General features: G+C 65.4%; 16 protein-coding genes. 13 read left to right on the plus strand and 3 right to left on the minus strand.

Translation table 11 applies throughout. The features are described 5' to 3' along the window. The first annotated feature begins 389 nt into the window (after positions 1-389). Genes FHS94_RS02770 through speD form a run of 8 tightly spaced genes read left to right on the plus strand, consistent with a single transcriptional unit; the run spans position 390 to position 7,315 of the window. On the plus strand, positions 390-1,409 hold the full coding sequence (locus FHS94_RS02770; protein ID WP_184054470.1) for an SPFH domain-containing protein: 1,020 nt from the start codon (positions 390-392) through the stop codon (positions 1,407-1,409). 7 nt (positions 1,410-1,416) lie between these two features. Further along, on the plus strand, positions 1,417-2,094 hold the full coding sequence (locus tag FHS94_RS02775; protein ID WP_184054472.1) for a DUF4178 domain-containing protein: 678 nt from the start codon (positions 1,417-1,419) through the stop codon (positions 2,092-2,094). Further along, positions 2,091-3,443, plus strand: a complete 1,353-nt coding sequence (locus tag FHS94_RS02780; protein WP_184054474.1) for a DUF4178 domain-containing protein — start codon at positions 2,091-2,093, stop codon at positions 3,441-3,443. Before FHS94_RS02775 ends, FHS94_RS02780 begins: the two co-directional genes overlap by 4 nt. After that, positions 3,440-3,589 carry a hypothetical protein gene (locus FHS94_RS02785; protein ID WP_184054476.1) on the plus strand — a complete coding sequence of 50 codons (150 nt, stop codon included), beginning with the start codon at positions 3,440-3,442 and terminating at the stop codon, positions 3,587-3,589. Before FHS94_RS02780 ends, FHS94_RS02785 begins: the two co-directional genes overlap by 4 nt. An 11-nt stretch (positions 3,590-3,600) precedes the next feature. After that, positions 3,601-3,807: a DUF350 domain-containing protein gene (locus tag FHS94_RS02790; protein ID WP_184054478.1), complete on the plus strand. Its 207-nt coding sequence runs from the start codon at positions 3,601-3,603 to the stop codon at positions 3,805-3,807. Next, a complete protein-coding gene (locus FHS94_RS02795) occupies positions 3,800-5,335 on the plus strand; it encodes a polyamine aminopropyltransferase (protein WP_184054480.1) in 1,536 nt (511 codons plus the stop codon). The genes FHS94_RS02790 and FHS94_RS02795 overlap by 8 nt, the downstream gene beginning before the upstream one ends. Position 5,336: 1 nt before the next feature. Beyond that, on the plus strand, positions 5,337-6,959 hold the full coding sequence (locus tag FHS94_RS02800) for an FAD-dependent oxidoreductase (protein WP_184054482.1): 1,623 nt from the start codon (positions 5,337-5,339) through the stop codon (positions 6,957-6,959). After that, positions 6,956-7,315, plus strand: coding sequence for an adenosylmethionine decarboxylase (gene speD, locus FHS94_RS02805; protein ID WP_184054484.1), 360 nt, complete (start codon positions 6,956-6,958; stop codon positions 7,313-7,315). The genes FHS94_RS02800 and speD overlap by 4 nt, the downstream gene beginning before the upstream one ends. Here speD and FHS94_RS02810 read toward each other — a convergent pair. Together FHS94_RS02810 and FHS94_RS02815 are read right to left on the minus strand one after the other, a co-directional pair. Beyond that, positions 7,312-8,316 carry a polysaccharide deacetylase family protein gene (locus tag FHS94_RS02810; RefSeq protein ID WP_343055133.1) on the minus strand — a complete coding sequence of 335 codons (1,005 nt, stop codon included), beginning with the start codon at positions 8,314-8,316 and terminating at the stop codon, positions 7,312-7,314. The two genes, speD and FHS94_RS02810, sit on opposite strands and share 4 nt — an antisense overlap. 1 nt (position 8,317) lies before the next feature. Next, entirely contained in the window at positions 8,318-10,216 is a 1,899-nt protein-coding gene (locus FHS94_RS02815; protein WP_184054486.1) for a sensor histidine kinase, read from the minus strand. A 144-nt stretch (positions 10,217-10,360) separates the two neighbouring features. Between FHS94_RS02815 and FHS94_RS02820 the strand changes: the two genes are divergently transcribed. Then, a complete protein-coding gene (locus FHS94_RS02820) occupies positions 10,361-10,828 on the plus strand; it encodes an Lrp/AsnC family transcriptional regulator (protein ID WP_184054488.1) in 468 nt (155 codons plus the stop codon). A 62-nt stretch (positions 10,829-10,890) separates the two neighbouring features. Here FHS94_RS02820 and FHS94_RS02825 read toward each other — a convergent pair whose 3' ends face one another. After that, the gene (locus FHS94_RS02825) at positions 10,891-12,174 is read right to left on the minus strand and encodes a hypothetical protein (protein WP_184054490.1); all 1,284 of its coding nucleotides are present in this window, start codon (positions 12,172-12,174) and stop codon (positions 10,891-10,893) included. Between the two features lie 163 nt (positions 12,175-12,337). Here FHS94_RS02825 and FHS94_RS02830 point away from each other — a divergent pair, with 163 nt between their 5' ends. The 4 genes from FHS94_RS02830 to FHS94_RS02845 all read left to right on the plus strand — a co-directional run bounded on the left by FHS94_RS02830 (position 12,338) and on the right by FHS94_RS02845 (position 16,991). Then, on the plus strand, positions 12,338-13,084 hold the full coding sequence (locus FHS94_RS02830) for a YaaA family protein (RefSeq protein WP_184054492.1): 747 nt from the start codon (positions 12,338-12,340) through the stop codon (positions 13,082-13,084). After that, positions 13,081-13,746, plus strand: a complete 666-nt coding sequence (locus FHS94_RS02835; RefSeq protein WP_184054494.1) for an SDR family NAD(P)-dependent oxidoreductase — start codon at positions 13,081-13,083, stop codon at positions 13,744-13,746. Before FHS94_RS02830 ends, FHS94_RS02835 begins: the two co-directional genes overlap by 4 nt. 105 nt (positions 13,747-13,851) lie before the next feature. Beyond that, positions 13,852-16,644 (plus strand): DNA gyrase subunit A, encoded by a 2,793-nt coding sequence (gene gyrA, locus FHS94_RS02840; protein ID WP_184054496.1) that lies wholly within the window; start codon positions 13,852-13,854, stop codon positions 16,642-16,644. Further along, the gene (locus FHS94_RS02845) at positions 16,641-16,991 is read left to right on the plus strand and encodes a DUF952 domain-containing protein (RefSeq protein WP_343055134.1); all 351 of its coding nucleotides are present in this window, start codon (positions 16,641-16,643) and stop codon (positions 16,989-16,991) included. The genes gyrA and FHS94_RS02845 overlap by 4 nt, the downstream gene beginning before the upstream one ends. Positions 16,992-17,040: the final 49 nt, after the last annotated feature.

Consider the following 17,040-nt stretch of genomic DNA (forward strand, 5'->3'; position numbering starts at 1 on the left):
ACCATGGCACCTGGTTTTCTGCGACCCCAGCAAACAAACCTTCCAGTCCGTCGCCGCGATGACAGCCATATACGCAGCACCCACAATCAGGTCAATCCAACAATTTCACTTTTCTGACAAAAGTTCCCCAACCCCCTCACCACCACCCCCACCCGCCCGCAAAAGCGTCCAACCAGCGTAGCGAGACGTCGCGCGACTGAGGCGTTTTAGGTTTGCGCGCGCTCGCGACATCTCCTTCCATGAAGACTCAAGTAAGCTTCAACCGCTCCCGAGGTGCGACCCCCAAGCATCTGCCCGCGACGCGATGCCCGCTCCATCCAGCTTTCGATCTTCCTTGCCCGCGAACCGCATTGCCTTATGCTGGCAATACACCCGCGAGGAGACATGCGATGGGCTTGTTCGATTTCTTGTCCAAGCAGTTCGTCGACGTGATCGACTGGACGGAGCAGCCGGGCGACCTTGCGCTGCGCTACCTCATGAAGGATCGAGAGATCCAGAACGGGGCACAGCTGACGGTCCGCGAAGGTCAGGTCGCACTCTTCTATGAGGAAGGGCAGATCGCTGACGCGTTCCGCCCTGGGCTGCACACCCTTGATACGGGCAACCTGCCGCTGCTCACCAGCCTGATGAACTGGGACAAGGGCTTTGCCTCCCCATTCAAGGCGGACGTGTACTTCTTCACGACCAAGGAACAGGCCGGGCTGAAATGGGGTACGCCCCAGCCAATCACCGTGCGCGACAAGGAGTTCGGCCCGCTGCGCATCCGCGCCTTCGGCTCCTATTCCTTCCGCATCGACGACGTCGCTATCTTCGCGGCCAAGCTGATGGGCACCATGGAGCACATCCGCGCCAGCGATGTCGAACCCCAGCTCCGCAGCGCCATCGGCACGGCGCTCGCGAGTGCGCTCGGTAAGGGCGAGACGGCCTTCGTCGATTTGGCAGGCGACCAACAGGCAATGTCGGAGCGGCTGCGGGAGGCCGTGGCGCCCGCCTTCACTCAATGGGGGCTCGCCTGCCAAAGCTTCTATGTCGAAAGCGTCTCACTCCCTGAAAACGTGCAGGAGTATCTAGACAAGGCGAGTTCGATGCGTGTTGTAGGCGACCTGAACCAGTTCACCCGCTTCCAGACGGCCGAGGCGATCGACGCGGCAGCATCATCAGGCGGCGGGGTGGCCGGGGTCGGGGCCGGCGCCGCAGTCGGCGCCGCCATCGGGCAGAGCATGGCCGCAGGGCTCAGCCAGCCGCCGATCCCGCCGGTTCCGCCGACACCTTCCACGCCCCCGGCCGTATCATCAGGCGAGGATGCGTTCGAGCAAATTGAGCGGCTTCACAAGCTGCTGCAGATGGGCGCGATCACTCAGGCCGAATTCGACACAAAGAAGTCGACGTTGCTTGCGCGCATGGGCTGACTTATTCGTGCTCGAGACCAACTGCCCCAATTGCGGTGCGCCGTTGCGCTTCCGCTCGGCCGACCTGGCCGTCAAGGTATGCGACTATTGTCGCAGCACCGTGGTGCGCACGGGCGATACGCTGGAACTGGTCGGCACGGCGGCCGAGGTACCGGACGACGTCAGCCCGCTGCAGATCGGCGTGCGGGGGCGCGATGGCTCGCACAGATTTGAGCTGGTCGGCCGCGTGCGCTGGCGCTGGGACGACGGCGGATGGAGCGAATGGCTGATGCTGTTCGACGACGGTAGCCATGGCTGGCTGGGTGAGTCCATGGGCCGCTTCATGCTGCTGCGGCCGGAAAAGGCCGTGTCCGGAGAGGTACCCGCGACAATGGCTCGGGGCGGTCAGGTAAGCCCGGGCATGATCGCGATCATTGCGGGCGAGGAATATGCAGTGTCCGACGCGCGCGCGGTGACGGTCGCCGGTAGCGAGGGGGAACTTCCCTCCCCGGCCTCGATTGGCACGCAAGGCTTCAGTGTCGACCTGAACCGCCCGGATGGACGAACAGCCAGCATCCAGGCGGAAGGCGGCACGGTAGAAGCTTACGCCGGGCGATACGTGACCCTGGCTGACATCGGGGCAACAGGACTGCGCGAGTTCGAAGGCTGGCCGATGCCGCGCTATGTCGCGGGGCACGGCGCATGAGCACGGTGCCGCGAACCCGGACCCGGCCGCTCCAGGGCGCCTCTACGGTGAAGACGCTGAACTGCCCCAATTGCGGTGGCACGATCGCGCTGCGTGCGGCCGGCACCACGGTGTCGCTGGTTTGCGAGCATTGCGGGTCAACGCTGGACGCGACCCAGCCCGAGTTGCGCGTCATCGTGGAGGCGAACCGGGCCCTGCACCGTCCGCTGATCCCGCTCGGCAGCCGGGGCGAACTCGACGGCGTCACCTGGGAAGTCACGGGCTATCTCGAGCGCACCGATGGCGAGGAGCCATGGTCCGAGTATCTGTTGTTCAATCCATATGAGGGCTACGCCTTCCTGATTGACGATGGCGACCGGTTCAGCCTGGGACGCCTGCTGGACCGGGTGCCCGGATGGGACGACAATGCTCTATCCGTCGGTGGCCAAGTGTTCGAGCCGACGTGGCCGACCTATGAAGCGCGTGTCACTTTCGTGGTCGGCGAGTTCTACTGGCGCGTGAAGGTGGGCGAGCGCGTGCAGGTCACCGACTATGCAGCGCCCAACCTGATGCTGTCGGCCGAGGAAAACGGAGCCGAGCGCAGCTGGACTCGATCCAAGCTGCTGGCTCGAGGAACCGCGGAGGCGGCGTTCAGGATCCCGGCGCGGCAGGCAAGCTGGGATAGCACGCCACGAGCGGACGAACCTTCCCCCTACCGCCGCAATCTTCGCGAGGCCCTGGTGATTGCGGCGCTGGCCGCCGCGGTGCTGCTGTTCCTCGGTATCACGGCTCCGAGCAATCGGCTGGTGCTGACGCGGCAAATCGATGTGCCTTTTGATGAGAAGAGCCACAATGTGGTGATCGGCCCCGTCGACCTGCCCTCGGCGCGTCAATCGGTCCATGTTCGCGCCCGCGTCGACACGCTGAACAATAGCTGGCTCGACATCGACTACTCGCTGGTCGAGCGGCGTACGCAGCAGAGCTATGCCGGATACGCCACCGCCGAACGCTACAGTGGACGGGACAGCGATGGGGCGTGGAGCGAGGGGGACAACGACCCCGGCGTCCGCTTCAGCAGCATCCCGCGCGGCACCTATGACCTCGTGATCGACGGCGCGGCGCACCGCTGGGTTGATCCGAAGGCAGCGCCGGCTGGCTTCACGCCTATTTTCGGCAGTGCCGACTTGCCGCCGCAGGATATGGTGCCCGTGACGGTGGAGGTGCGCCGAGGCGGCGGGACAGGCGGTCTGCTGTTCCTGTTCCTCGTGCTGATCGCCGCGTGGCCTTTGATCTTGTGGTTCAAGCACGCTCATCATGAGGCACGTCGGCGCGGCTGGCCGCAAAGCGATGACGAGGATGGTGACGAATGAGCCGGTCCTCGATCTTTTACGCTCTGATCTGCCTCGGGCTGATCGCGCTGTATGCGTCGGCCGCACGGAACGGCTATTCGCCCTTCGCCCAAGCCGGCGCTCGCCCCTTCTTCTTTTACGGCTCCCGTGGCCCCACCCATAAGTAAGGACTGACGCCATGCTCACCAGCGACGTGCTCCTCGCCACCCTTGTTTATGCCGGGATCGGGATCGTGATCTTTGTGCTCGGTTTCTGGCTATGGGATCGGGCCACCCCGGCCGATCTGTGGGGCGAGATCTGCCGGGGCAATCAGGCTGTCGCCACGCTGGCCGGGGCCGTTGCGATCGGCCTTGCCCTGATCATTTCCGCGGCAATCCATGGCTAGGGACGATCCGGCGCGCGGGTTTGGTGGCACCCGAGCGGGCGCGGCGCTGCTCGCCTCCGCCTTTGTGGTCGCGACGTGTGGGCTGGTCTACGAACTGCTGGCCGGCACCCTGGCGAGTTACCTGCTGGGCGACAGCGTCACCCAATTCTCGATCGTGATCGGCACCTATCTGTTTGCGATGGGCGTCGGATCTTGGTGCTCGCGGTACGTGAAGCGTGGCGAGCTGCAGGTGTTCGTCCGGGTGGAGGTGCTGATCGCAGCAATTGGCGGCGGGTCGGCAGCCGTGTTGTTCCTACTGTTCGATCGGGTACAGGACTTTCGCTTGCCGCTGTACGGGCTGGTGCTCGCCATCGGCGCGCTGGTCGGGCTCGAAATCCCGCTGTTGATGCGCATCCTGAAGGATCGGCTGGAGTTCGGCGACCTGGTCGCGAAGGTACTGACGTTTGACTATGTTGGCGCGCTGGCGGCCTCGTTGCTGTTTCCGTTGCTGCTGGTGCCGCACCTGGGGTTGATGCGGACAGGGTTCCTGTTCGGGCTGCTCAACGTCGCGGTTGCGATTGCGCTGATTGCGATGCTGCCCGACCGCCGCCGGCTGCGTGGCGAGTTGGTCGGCGCGATCCTGGTCGCGATAGCGCTGGTGGTCGGTTTCGCCGCGTCCGAGCGGCTTCAGCGGTTCGCGGAAGTGGCGGCCTATGGCGACCCTATCGTTTACGCGGCGTCGACCCCCTATCAGCGCATTGTTGTGACTAAGCGGGGCAGCGACCTGCGGCTGTTCCTGAATGGCAACCTGCAATTCTCGTCGCGGGATGAGTATCGATATCACGAGGCATTGGTGCATCCGGTGCTTAGCCGCGTTGCGACCCCGCAAGCGGTGCTGGTGCTGGGCGGGGGTGACGGGCTCGCCGTGCGCGAGATCCTGCGCTACCCGACGGTTCGCTCCGTGACCCTGGTCGATCTGGACCCAGCGATGACGGCGCTGTTCACACGCAGCGGCATGCTGGCCGGTCTTAACAACCACGCCTTCTCCGATCCGCGCGTCCATGTCGTGAACGCTGACGCGTTTCGCTGGTTGAAGGCGAACCGGCGCCGCTTCGACGCGGTGCTGGTCGACTTTCCAGACCCGACAAATTTCGCGATCGGGAAGCTGTACACCGTCAGCTTCTACCGCGAGCTTGCCCGCGCGATGGGACCGCGAGCGGTCGCCAGCATCCAGAGTACTTCCCCCCTGGTCGCGCCACGTGCCTATTGGACGGTGGCGACAACGCTGGAGGCTGCGGGGCTCTTCAGCCGCGGCTACCACGTCTACGTGCCGAGCTTCGGCGAATGGGGCTTCCACCTCGCCTCCCCTGCCCCGATCGGCGCCGCCGGGCCGCTGCCGACCGGCTTGCAGTTCCTTAACGCCGTGACCGACCGGCTAGCCTTTGCATTTCCTCCCGATATGGCGCGGCGACCGACGCCGGTGAACCGGCTCGACAACCAGGTGCTTGTCCGTGAGTTCGAAGCCGAGTGGGCTCGGGTGGAGGGCTGAGGTGACGGTGTCGCGTCGCACCCTGCTCGCCGGATCTGTCGCCGGCGCCGCAGCCGTTGGTACGGGCGCAGTGGCCTGGCAAAGCGCCGACGCGCTCCCGCCAGGCATGCTGGGCGGAGCAGATGCGGTGCGGGGCCACCGATTGCGCGACGGGCACTTCCCGGAGCCGGTCCGGGTCGAACATTGCGACGTCGCGATTGTCGGCGGCGGTATTGCCGGCCTGTCGGCGGCATGGGCCCTCGCCGATGCAGGCGTAACAGAGTTCCGCCTGCTGGAGTTGGAAGACCGCGCCGGGGGAAACGCGCGCTCCGGACGGAATGCGGTATCGGCCTTCCCGCTCGGCGCCCATTACCTGCCCATTCCCAATCCTGAGGCAAAGGGCGTCATGCGGCTTCTTGAGCAGTTGGGCATCATCACCGGGTGGCAGGCGAACAAGCCAGTATTCGACCCGTACCAGCTTGCGAGCGATCCGGAGGGGCGGCTGCTTCGCTATGGTCGCTGGCAGGAAGGGCTCGTCCCGACGACCGGCTTGTCGGACACGGATCGGCACGATTTGATCGCCTTTTTCGCGACAATGAAAGGCTTCTCCGGACGCCGGGATGCGGCGGGACGCCCAGCCTTCGCGATCCCCATGGCCCTGTCCAGCCGTGATCCGGACCTGCTGGCGCTCGACACGATTAGCATGAACCAATGGCTTGACGAACAGGGTTGGCGGTCCCCTGTGCTGCGCGCCCATGTCCGTTATTGTTGCCGCGACGATTATGGGACTGAACCGGCTGAGGTCTCCGCCTGGGCCGGCATTCATTATTTCGCCGGACGCCGGGGCAGCGCGGCCAATACGGACGGTGACACTGTGCTGACCTGGCCGGAAGGGAACGGCTATCTTGCGGGGCGGATGGCCGCTCGGCTTGCAGGACACATTGAGAAGGGCCGGACCGTGTACCGGGTCCGGAACGAGGGCACCAAGGCGGTCGTGGACAGCTATGACGAAGCAACAAAGCAGAGCGTACGGCTGATCGCGAATGCCGCAGTCGTGGCCACCCCACACTTCATCACGAGGCGGCTGGTCCAAGGCGGGTCTGCGGGTGCTGGAAACTTCGAATACGCGCCTTGGCTGGTCGCCAATGTCACGGTCGATCGGGCGCCGGGCGGCCCCGGCTTCGGCCTTGCTTGGGACAATGTTTCCTGGACCAGTCGTTCCCTCGGCTATGTGGTTGCGACGCATCAAGGGCTCGACCCGAAGCCTGGGGCGACCGTGTTGACGTGGTATCTCCCGCTGTCTGACGTGGCACCTGCCGATGCGCGGCGGGAGTTGCTGGCCAAGCCGCTGGAGTACTGGCAGGCGATGGTGCGCGACGACCTGATCCAGACCAACCCGGATCTCGCGGGCACTATTCGCCGGATCGACATCTGGCGATGGGGTCACGCCATGATCCGGCCGACGCCGGGGCTCCTGTGGAATGGTGAGCGAGAGGCGGCGGCGAAGCCCCGACCGCCCTTGTTCTTCGCGCATTCGGACCTCAGCGGCATGTCGATCTTCGAGGAAGCGCATTGGCATGGGACCCGGGCCGCGGAGGAGGCCATGGCCCACCTGAACCACCCCCATGTTTCGGCGCTGACATGAGCGGCGCATCGCCGACGGGCACTCACTTGCTGGCCGACCTTTATGGTTGCTCCAGGCTCGCCGATATCAAGGCCGTGGACGCTGCGTTACGGGCTGCCGTCAGCGCTGCTGGTGCGACCCTGCTCGACCTGCGCCTGCATGGGTTCGGCGAGGGCATGGGCATCACCGGCGTGGCGCTCCTCGCTGAATCGCACATCTCCATCCATACCTGGCCCGAACACGGCTATGCTGCCGTCGACATATTCCTGTGCGGCGAGCGCCACGATCTTGGCGCAGCACTGGCCGCGATGACCGACGCCTTCGGCGCGGCTAGATGTGAAGAACGGCGGATCGCCCGAGGGTTCGGCGCCGCTTAAGCTGCTGCCTGCAGAATCTCGTCAAGGGTGGCGGCCCGTACGTGTAGCTGGTCCAGGCGGTTCGCCACCGCGTCCCACCACGCCCAGAAACGGCGCAGATCTGCCGCGTCGCGCACGAACGGCGTGTGGCCGGGCACGAGCGAAGGCGAGTGGAACGAGAAGGTAAGCAGCCGCTCGCCTCCTGCCACGGCAACTTCGATCGCGTGTAGCACTTCCTTGATCGGCATGTCCTCCGGGGTCAGCGAAACCCGATTGGCCAGCCCCAAACGGGCGAGCGCACCGGGGCCGTGAGGGAGCTGCGTAGCTGCGCGGTGCAGCCAGGGGCCCATCTGTCGGAGGCGGCCCGTGAAGACCGTCGAAAATGGCAGCTCGATCAGGCCATCCCAGCGATATGCCGCATTGCCGATGACGCGGAAATCCGGCCCACCAACCGCGCCATAATCGTAGCGGGCCCGGACCGACGTATCGAGCCGGTACCCTCGCTCCCGCAGCAGCCCGATCGTTGAAGGTCCCAAGCCATAGCGGCCTGCCCGAAAAGCAAGCGGCTCCTGACCAAAGGCCTTCGTCAGCGCGCTCGTCAACGCATCGATCTTGGCAGCTTCCAGCGAAGGCGCGAGATTGCCTCCATAGCTATTGGCAGGCGACAGAGGCTCGTCGAATGGCGGAGTGACCCAGGGGTGAAGCTGCGCCCCGACCGCGGAGCGACCGTCCGCCAGAGCACGACGGAGCACGTCCACCGCGGCGGGATCGGTCGCGACCGGATAGTCGACCATGCAGGTGAGCGGTATGCCAAGCGAGGCGAACCGGAGATAGGCGGCGGGAAATGCCGCCATGGCCGATGTCGACTGTGCGGCGCGCGAGAATGGCGCGCTCCAGTCGAACTCCTCCTCCACGTCGCAGAAGACCGCAAACCGAGTGCCAAACCCATCGGGCCAGCGGATCAGGTCGACAGGCCGCGGCGGCCGCGGGCGAAAGGGACGTTGGCCCGCGCCGTTCGTCACGTCACAGGTTCGTCGCTTGCCCCATCTCCAGATTCAAGGCGGCCGGCAATCGCAATGTCAAGCGATCCTGATCGATCACCAGCTCGCCCCCCAGCTCCGCGGCCAGGTTACGGGCCAGCCGCAGCGCGAACCCAACGCCCAGCAACGGCGCGCCCGCAGCACCCTCCCCGTCGTGCTGGTCGATGGCGAGAAGCGCCGCGTCGACGCTCTCCTCCTCCAGTAACAACGCCCGAGGCCGATCCATCGCCAATGTCACCATACCTGCCACGCTGCCCAGGGAGCACTCCAGCCGCTCTCCCGCCGCGCCTGCGGACAGGACCGTCGACAGGAGCCGTCCGACCAGCCGTTCTAGCGCGCGATCATCCGCCGCGACCAGCGGGAGGTCGCTTTCCGCAGCCACCCACGTCTCGACGCCCCGCAACTCCGCAAGCGGGACGAGGTCGGCCAGCACGCGGTCGACAAGGCGAGCAAGGTCAATGGTTGCGGCCCGAAGCTCCAGCGCATCGCCATCGATGCGAGCTGCCGTGTCCAGGTCTTCGATCGCCGCGACCAGATCGGCCGCATGAGCGCGTATGGCGCCCGCACGCGTGCGATACGTCGGGGAAACTGGGCCGAGGAGCTGGCTTTCGATCAGCTCGGCAAAGCCAGCAATCGCGTTGGTCGGCGTCCTGAGTTCGTGGACGAGTTGCCTGAGGGACTCCGCACCGGCCGCGCCGGCCCGGCGTTGGGGCTCAGCCATTTCGTCAGAGCGCGGTCGCCTTCCCTGGCCATGATAGCCGGTGAAGCGTCCGGTATCGGGATCGAACATCGGCATGCCGCTCACGCGCCAAGCCCCCGCAGCGCTTCCCCCACCATCCAAAGCCAGACGCGCGTCCGTAAAGCGGGACCGACGACGAAAGGCGCCCGTCACCCCTCCATCGACCCTTGCCAGCCCCTGTGGACCGCCATGAGCCAGGCTGAGCCCGATCAGCGCTGCCCGCGGAATACCCTCCACCCACCGGACGAGGCCGGTCTCATCAGCGCGGAATGAGAACTTCTCCGACGGCGCCGGTGCTGCGAATCCAGGCTCCGGCTCGCCGCCAATCTCGTCGCGCCGCTTGGTGAACGCCTCAATCCGGGCGACCAGGTCGGATATGGCATAGCCGGATCGTCCGGGCGTTGGGAGCGGCGGTGGCGGAACATCCGTCCGGCGCAGGGCTTCTGCCACGACAGGCAGGCCGAAGGCGACCTGCCCCAGCGCGACGAAGGGCGTTTCGCTCAGCGGCGTGTCTGACGGCGGCGTCGGCGCGGGTTGATCGCGCTCGACAGCGTCGCTCGATACTGCGACCTCGGGGTCGGCCCCGACGGTCTCGGCAATGAAGATGGGCGAGCGGTCAGGCGGGACTGGACGATCGTCATCGTTCTCTCCGGTCGGAACGGCCGGCGTCCCTTCAAGCACGAAGTCGACGGAGCCAAAGCTTGCCAGCGCGCGCACGACTTCGGCGGCCAGGTCACGGCGATGGCGCAGAACCGAACGCTGCGCCGGGCTGAGCCGGGGAAGCAGCGCAATCCAGTCCGCAGGATCAATCTGCGCCGTCCGGAGGATAGGCGCGGAGATTGCCAGATCGTCCTCGGCAAACAGCCCCACCAATGCAGCGTCAGGCTCCGCGAAAGCCAGCGCCCTCGCGCTCGCGGCCCGGACAGATGACGGCACGGCCTGGCGTAGCAGGCGTAGCCTGGCGAGCGCGGGCTCGTCCGGTGCTGCCCGGCCACGCCCGATCAGATCCACCAACTGACGCCACGTCGCCGCAGCGCCGAACCCGGTGCTGGCGTCGGCGGAAAGCACGGTGGAAAGGCTGTCGTCGAAGCGCACGGGGCTGGTTGCTATCCTGCTGTCACGGCGCCTGTCGCCCCGCGTCATCAAGCCCCCTACCCGCACCATGGGCGATGAGGAACCGGCAATTCGGCCCTGTCGCGATGTGGGACAATTGCGTTTTGCCGCAATTATCTTATCGGGGCGTCACGCTTCGGCGTCATTTCATCACTGTCCGGAATAATAAACGCTATGCCGCTCGATCGTATCGACCGTCACATCCTCTCACTGCTGCAGGAGGACGGGCGCATGACCAATGTCGACCTCGCCGAGCAGGTGGGCTTGACCGCCCCGCCGTGCCTGCGGCGGGTTCGTGCGCTTGAAGAGGCGGGGGCAATCCGCGGTTATCACGCCGATCTCGACCCTGCGCGCCTGGGGTTCCCGATCACGGTATTTGCTATGGTGTCACTGCGCAGCCAGGCCGAGCATGACCTGGCGGCCTTTGAGGATCACGTAGCCGGAATAGCCGAGGTGCGTGAGTGCCACATGCTCAACGGGGAAATCGACTTCATCCTGAAAATTGTCGCGGCCGACCTAAAAAGCTTTCAGGAGATTCTGACCACGCATCTGACCCCCGCACCGAACGTCGCCAGCGTGAAAACGTCGCTGACGATCCGGACGGCAAAGTCGATCTCGGGCATTCCAGTCACAGTCGACTAGGGCCAGACACAGCAACGCCCGCGTGAGATCTCCCACGCGGGCGTTGTCGTCGTTCAGATCAATCAGGCCGCGGACTGACTGACGTAAGCCGTCCACAGCTGCGCGATCTCCGCGCGGGGCTGACCCTTTACCGCCCCGAAAGCAGCCTGCGCGCCCGCCTTGTCGCCCGAGCGAGCGAGTGCGATACCCAGGCGTGTCTGCACCGTGTCGGCATCCACGCCGCCCTTGCTCAGCGCCACCTTGTACAGGTCGGCCGCCTTGGCCCACTGGCTCTGGTTCAGGTAAGCGTCGGCCGTCTGCATCGCGAGCTTGCCGTCGGCGGCCGCGCGCGAGCGGGTGTCGAGCGGCGCCAGCGATCCTTCGGCCTTGCTCTGCCGCTGTGCATCGGCCAGCTGCGCCTTCACCGCCGCGCTGGACGCCGGCAGCTTGCCGCTCGCGATGCCTTCCTGCAGTACGCTCAGATATTCGGCCGGGAGCCCGCGATCCTTCGCGGCAAACGCATATTCCGAATACAAGGACTGGTCGGCCAGGCCGCCGGTCGCACGCAGAAGCCGGTAAAGGTCAAGCTTCTGGTCGCGATCAGGCGTCGCGATCGAGCCCTGCTGCAGGCCGTAGTTAAGTATAACCGCGCGCCAGACTTCTTTGGTAGGATAAGCAGCGGCATAGCGAGCCAGCCAGCTTACGGCCTCCGGACGCATCTTGGCCGCGTTCGCCTTGGAGAACGCGTACTTGTAGTAGTTCTCGGGAGCCTTCTGACCGGCCGCCGTGGACTGCTGGATCACCTGGTCGAGCGCGGCGAGGCCACCCCGGACGTCGCCCGCGCCTACCTTCGACTGCGCGATGAGCAGTGGCAGGTTCTCGTCCTTGTAGCCCATTTGCTGTGCCTGGCTCAGATATTGCTGAGCCACGGCGAACTGGTTGCGGCTGTAGGCGATCGAGCCGAGGCGGAAGGTATAGCGCGCCTTTGCATCGGCGGGGGTCTGCGCGTTCGCAAGCAGGGCCTGCATCGGTGCAACCAGCTTTGCCTCGTCCACCGGCGCGTTCGGGTTAGCGGCACGCTGGGCAGCAATGCGGTTCTGTTCAAAATCATAGCGCAGGGCTGCGACCGTGTACTTCTCGTCGTCGTTCTTGGCCGCAGCCTCGGCCGCCGCCACCTGCGTCTCGGCCGTTGCCCAGTCCTTGGCCTGAATCGCGGCCTGTGCAGGCTGCGCGGCCTTCAGGAACTCTGGGCTGAACTTGGGGCCGGGCGCTTCCTTCTTTGCAGCGACGGCAGGCGCCAGGAACGCCGGCGTCGCGAGGCCGGCGGTAAGCGCCGCCGCGAGCGCGAGCTGGGACATCGATTTCATCGTGAAACTCTCCTGGTGCAAGGCAGGCCGCCTGATCGGGACGGGCGGCATCTATAGCCCTGCCCCGCCCTGTTCAAGCGACCAGCCGATCACCGGTTCCCTGCTGGCGACGCGCTGAACGGCAATTGAACGGTGGGCCGCCCGACTGTAGGCGCGTGACGGCATGATCGCTGTAATTTCACCCGCCAAAACGCTCGACTATGATTCGCAGGTTTCCACGAACGAGGCGACCCGCCCTCGGTTCGAGAACGAGGCCGCGACGCTGGCGCATGCTGCGGCCCGCCTGAGCCAGAAGCGCCTGTCGTCCCTGATGGCGATCAGCCCTGCACTGGCGAAGCTGAACAGCGATCGGTTCAAGGGGTATGCCGATGCGCCGGAGCGTGCGGCCATGTTCGCCTTCGCCGGCGACGTTTATACCGGCCTCGACGCATACACGCTGGACGACGCGCAGATCGCTTTTGCGCAGGATCACCTACGGATGTTGTCGGGCCTGTACGGGCTGTTACGCCCGCTCGATGTTATCCGGCCGCATCGACTTGAGATGGGAACGCGATGGGCTCCGCGGAAAGCCAAGCTGACCGACTGGTGGGCTGATCGTGTCGCGAGATTGCTTGCCCAAGATATCGAAGCAGAAGGTTCGAGGGTCGTGCTGAACCTTGCGAGCCAAGAATATTGGGCTGCGGTGAATGGCCAGCTGCCTGCCGACGTTCGCGTCATCGCAGTGGATTTTCGAGAGGCTGACGGTCGGTTCGTCAGCTTTCACGCGAAGCGCGCACGGGGCATGGTGGCACGCTGGATGGTCGAACATGGGGTAACGGAACTTGACGGCATGGAAGCCTTCGACACCAATGGCTATGCGTATGACGCCGACGCGAGCACCGGAAACCTTTGGCGGTTCGTTCGCCGATGAGTGCCGTCGTTATCGGCGCGTCCGGCGGTATCGGGCGGGCTCTGGTGGAAGCGCTCGAGGAGGAAGGCACCACCGTTCGAGCTTTCTCGCGTCCCGAACTCGACATCCTCGACGAGAAGAGCATCACTGCTGCGGCTGACAGCCTGAAGGCCCCACCAACCCTGGTGATCGTTGCAACAGGAGTGCTCCACGAGGGCGAGCGAGGCCCGGAGAAGTCGATGCGGGAGCTCGACGCCGACTGGCTTGCGCGGACCTTCGCTGTCAACGCGATCGGGCCGGCGCTGGTCGCCAAGCACTTCCTGCCGCGGATGCCGAAAACCGGGCGCTGCGTATTTGCGGTTCTGTCCGCCCGCGTCGGCTCGATCGGCGATAATCGCCTGGGCGGCTGGTACAGCTATCGGGCCAGCAAGGCCGCGCTGAACCAACTGGTGCGAACGGTCAGCATCGAGGAGAAGCGGCGGAACGATCGTTCGATCGTGGTCGCGCTGCATCCGGGTACGGTCGACACGCGCCTGTCCGAACCCTTCCAGGCAAACGTGCGGGCGGACCAACTGTTCGCCCCTGGCCGCGCGGCCGTCCAACTGCTCGACGTCATCGACGGACTGAAGGCGCCGGACAGCGGCAGGATCTTCGGCTGGGACGGAGCGGAGATCACGCCCTGACCTGACTCTATTGTCTCCCGCGTGGGCGCGTACGCGCGGGCGCGCGCGTGACAATCGTGTCACCAGTGCTTACATACCGAGCTGAATCACACACAGGAATTTGCGTTGGCCGACGAGACGACTACCCTCGCCGATACTCCCGATATCGCCCCAATCTCCATCGTCGACGAGATGAAGGCGAGCTATCTCGATTACGCGATGAGCGTCATCGTCGCGCGTGCACTGCCCGACGTGCGTGATGGCCTGAAACCCGTTCACCGCCGCATCCTGTACTCGGCTGCGGAAAGCGGGTTTGTCGCGGGACGCCCCTATCGCAAGTCCGCCCGCATCGTCGGTGACGTGATGGGTAAATATCACCCGCACGGCGACACTGCCATCTATGATGCCCTCGCCCGCATGGCGCAGGATTGGTCGATGCGAGTGCCGTTGATCGACGGCCAGGGCAATTTCGGCTCCATGGATCCGGATCCGCCCGCCGCCATGCGGTACACGGAGGCGCGGCTCGCGCGGGTGGCCAATGCGCTGCTCGATGACCTCGACAAGGACACGGTCGACTTTACGCCCAACTACGACGCGTCCGAGCGGGAGCCACAGGTGCTGCCCGCCGCATTTCCCAACCTGCTGGTCAACGGCGCAGGCGGCATCGCGGTCGGCATGGCGACCAACATCCCGCCGCATAATCTTGGCGAAGTCATCGACGCGTGTCTCGCGTATATGGAGAACGGCGCCATCAGCTCTGAAGAGTTGATGGAGATCGTTCCGGGTCCCGACTTCCCGACAGGTGCCATCATCCTGGGCAAGGCGGGCGCGCGCTCCGCCTACAACACCGGCCGCGGCTCCATCATCGTCCGCTCGCGCCATACCATCGAGACGGGTCGCGGCGACCGCCAATCGATCATCCTGACCGAGATCCCGTACCAGACCGGTAAGAACGGCCTGGTTGAGAAGATTGCCGATGCCGCGAAGGAGAAGCGGATCGAGGGCATCAGCGACATTCGCGACGAATCGAACCGCGAAGGCGTGCGCATCGTCATTGACCTGAAGCGGGATGCGACGGCGGAGGTGGTGCTGAACCAACTGTGGCGGCACACGCCCGCCCAGTCGAGCTTCCCGGCCAACATGCTCGCAATCCGTGGCGGCCGGCCCGAGCTGCTGAACCTGCGCGAGATCATCCAGGCGTTTGTGCAATTCCGCGAGCAGGTCATCACCCGCCGCTCCAAGTTCGAACTCGCAAAGGCGCGCGACCGCGCTCACATCTTGCTTGGCCTCGTCATCGCGGTCACCAATCTGGACGAAGTGGTGCGGATCATCCGCGGGTCGGCTAGCCCCGCCGCGGCGCGGCAGGCCTTGTTGGACCGCGAATGGCCGATCGACCAGATTGCCCCTTACCTGCGGCTGGTGGAAGCGCTGGAAAGCGAGTCCTCGGGCGAGACCTATCGCCTGTCCGAGATCCAGGTGAAGGCGATCCTGGACCTGCGCCTCCACCGACTGACAGCGCTTGGCCGGGACGAGATCGGCGAGGAACTGGGTCAACTCGCGACGACGATCGGTGACTTGCTCGCGATTCTGGCAGACCGGGTGAAGCTCTACGAAGTCATGCGCGGCGAGTTGGTCGCGATCCGTGACCAGTTCGCGACCCCACGCCGCTCGGAGATTGCAGCGGCTGCCGATGGGATAGACGACGAGGACCTGATCGAGCGCGAGGACATGGTCGTCACGGTGACGATGGAAGGCTATATCAAGCGCACGCCGCTCGATACCTTCCGCGCGCAGCGCCGCGGTGGCAAGGGCCGCGCTGGCATGGCGACCAAGGACGAAGACGCGGTCACCAACCTGTTCGTCACGTCCACCCATACGCCCGTGCTGTTCTTCTCTACGGCGGGCAAGGTGTACCGGATGAAGGTCTGGCGCCTGCCCGAAGGCGGGCCAGCGACACGAGGGCGGCCAATGGTCAACCTGCTGCCGCTCGGCCCCGGTGAGACGATCTCGACCGTGCTTCCCCTGCCCGAGGATGAGGCGAAGTGGGGCGAACTCCACGTCATGTTCGCGACCGGCAACGGCACCGTTCGGCGCAACAGCATGGACGCGTTCGCCAACATTCCGTCCAACGGCAAGCTCGCCATGCGTTTCGAGGATGACAGCGAGGACCGGCTGATCGGCGTGGCGCTGCTGACCGAGGAGGATGACGTGCTGCTCGCCACCCGGGCGGGCAAGGCGATCCGCTTTGGCGCGACCGAGGTGCGTGAGTTCCAGAGCCGCACGTCGACCGGCGTGAGAGGCATCAATCTGGCCGCGGGTGACGAGGTGATCTCCCTGTCGATTCTGAAGGGAACGCCGTTCACGATGGAGCAGCGCGACGCTTACCTGAAGGCTGCTCCGTGGAAGGAAGGCGAACGCGAGGCGACCCTCGACGCCGCCGTCATGGCCGCGATGACCGAAGCGGAGGAATTCATCCTGACGCTGACCGCAAACGGCTATGGCAAGCGCACCAGCGCCTTCGAGTACCGCCGCACCGGACGCGGCGGACAGGGCATCACCAACATCGTGTCCTCTGATCGCAACGGCCCCGTGGTGGCGAGCTTCCCGGCGCACAATGGCGAACAGCTGATGCTGGTGACTGACCAGGCCAAGCTGATCCGCCTTTCGGTGGGCGACACGCGCGTGATCGGACGTTCCTCACAGGGCGTTCGCCTGTTCGACGTGGCCAAGGACGAGCATGTCGTGTCGGCCGCCCGCATCGACGAGGAGGAAGCGCCCGAGAACGAGGCAGAGGCAATCGTAGCAACAGAACGGGGCGAAGAGCCTCCCGTTGCCGCCGAGGATCAGCTCGTTGTCGATGATGGCACCGGGCCGCAGACGATGAACGAAGCGGTTGACGAGACGGGAGACGATGCGTGAGCCACCCTACTACCGCCTACAAAGTCCTGACCGCGAATGAGATGGCTTCATTGGAGCGGGACGGCGAGTTTGGCGGGTCCGCGGTGGATCGTGAGGACGGCTATATCCACCTGTCCACCGCCGAGCAGCTGACCGCGACCGTGGACAAGCATTATGGCGAACAGGTCGACCTGCACGTCGCCGCCGTCGACGTCGACGCGCAGGGCGACGCCTTGCGTTGGGAGCAGGCGCGCGGGGGCGACCAGTTCCCGCACCTCTACGGTGTGCTGCGCCTGGATACGGTAGTGGCCTACTCCCCCCTGGAGCGGGACGACGATGGCGCGGTACGGCTTCCCGTGACGGGATGATCACCCGTTTGGCTGGCGGTTGCTATTGGCGACGCGACCGCTAGCCTCC

The sequence above is a fragment of the Sphingomonas aerophila genome (genome assembly GCF_014199305.1).
Lineage (GTDB): Bacteria > Pseudomonadota > Alphaproteobacteria > Sphingomonadales > Sphingomonadaceae > Sphingomonas > Sphingomonas aerophila.

Excerpts from the sequence above, each read along its gene's own strand:
- FHS94_RS02770 (WP_184054470.1), top strand. The coding sequence starts at position 390 with ATGGGCTTGTTCGATTTCTTGTCCAAGCAGTTCGTCGACGTGATCGAC.
- FHS94_RS02780 (WP_184054474.1), top strand. The coding sequence starts at position 2,091 with ATGAGCACGGTGCCGCGAACCCGGACCCGGCCGCTCCAGGGCGCCTCT.
- FHS94_RS02785 (WP_184054476.1), top strand. The coding sequence starts at position 3,440 with ATGAGCCGGTCCTCGATCTTTTACGCTCTGATCTGCCTCGGGCTGATC.
- FHS94_RS02790 (WP_184054478.1), top strand. The coding sequence starts at position 3,601 with ATGCTCACCAGCGACGTGCTCCTCGCCACCCTTGTTTATGCCGGGATC.
- FHS94_RS02795 (WP_184054480.1), top strand. The coding sequence starts at position 3,800 with ATGGCTAGGGACGATCCGGCGCGCGGGTTTGGTGGCACCCGAGCGGGC.
- speD (WP_184054484.1), top strand. The coding sequence starts at position 6,956 with ATGAGCGGCGCATCGCCGACGGGCACTCACTTGCTGGCCGACCTTTAT.
- FHS94_RS02815 (WP_184054486.1), bottom strand. The coding sequence starts at position 10,216 with ATGACGCGGGGCGACAGGCGCCGTGACAGCAGGATAGCAACCAGCCCC.
- FHS94_RS02820 (WP_184054488.1), top strand. The coding sequence starts at position 10,361 with ATGCCGCTCGATCGTATCGACCGTCACATCCTCTCACTGCTGCAGGAG.
- FHS94_RS02825 (WP_184054490.1), bottom strand. The coding sequence starts at position 12,174 with ATGAAATCGATGTCCCAGCTCGCGCTCGCGGCGGCGCTTACCGCCGGC.
- FHS94_RS02830 (WP_184054492.1), top strand. The coding sequence starts at position 12,338 with ATGATCGCTGTAATTTCACCCGCCAAAACGCTCGACTATGATTCGCAG.
- FHS94_RS02835 (WP_184054494.1), top strand. The coding sequence starts at position 13,081 with ATGAGTGCCGTCGTTATCGGCGCGTCCGGCGGTATCGGGCGGGCTCTG.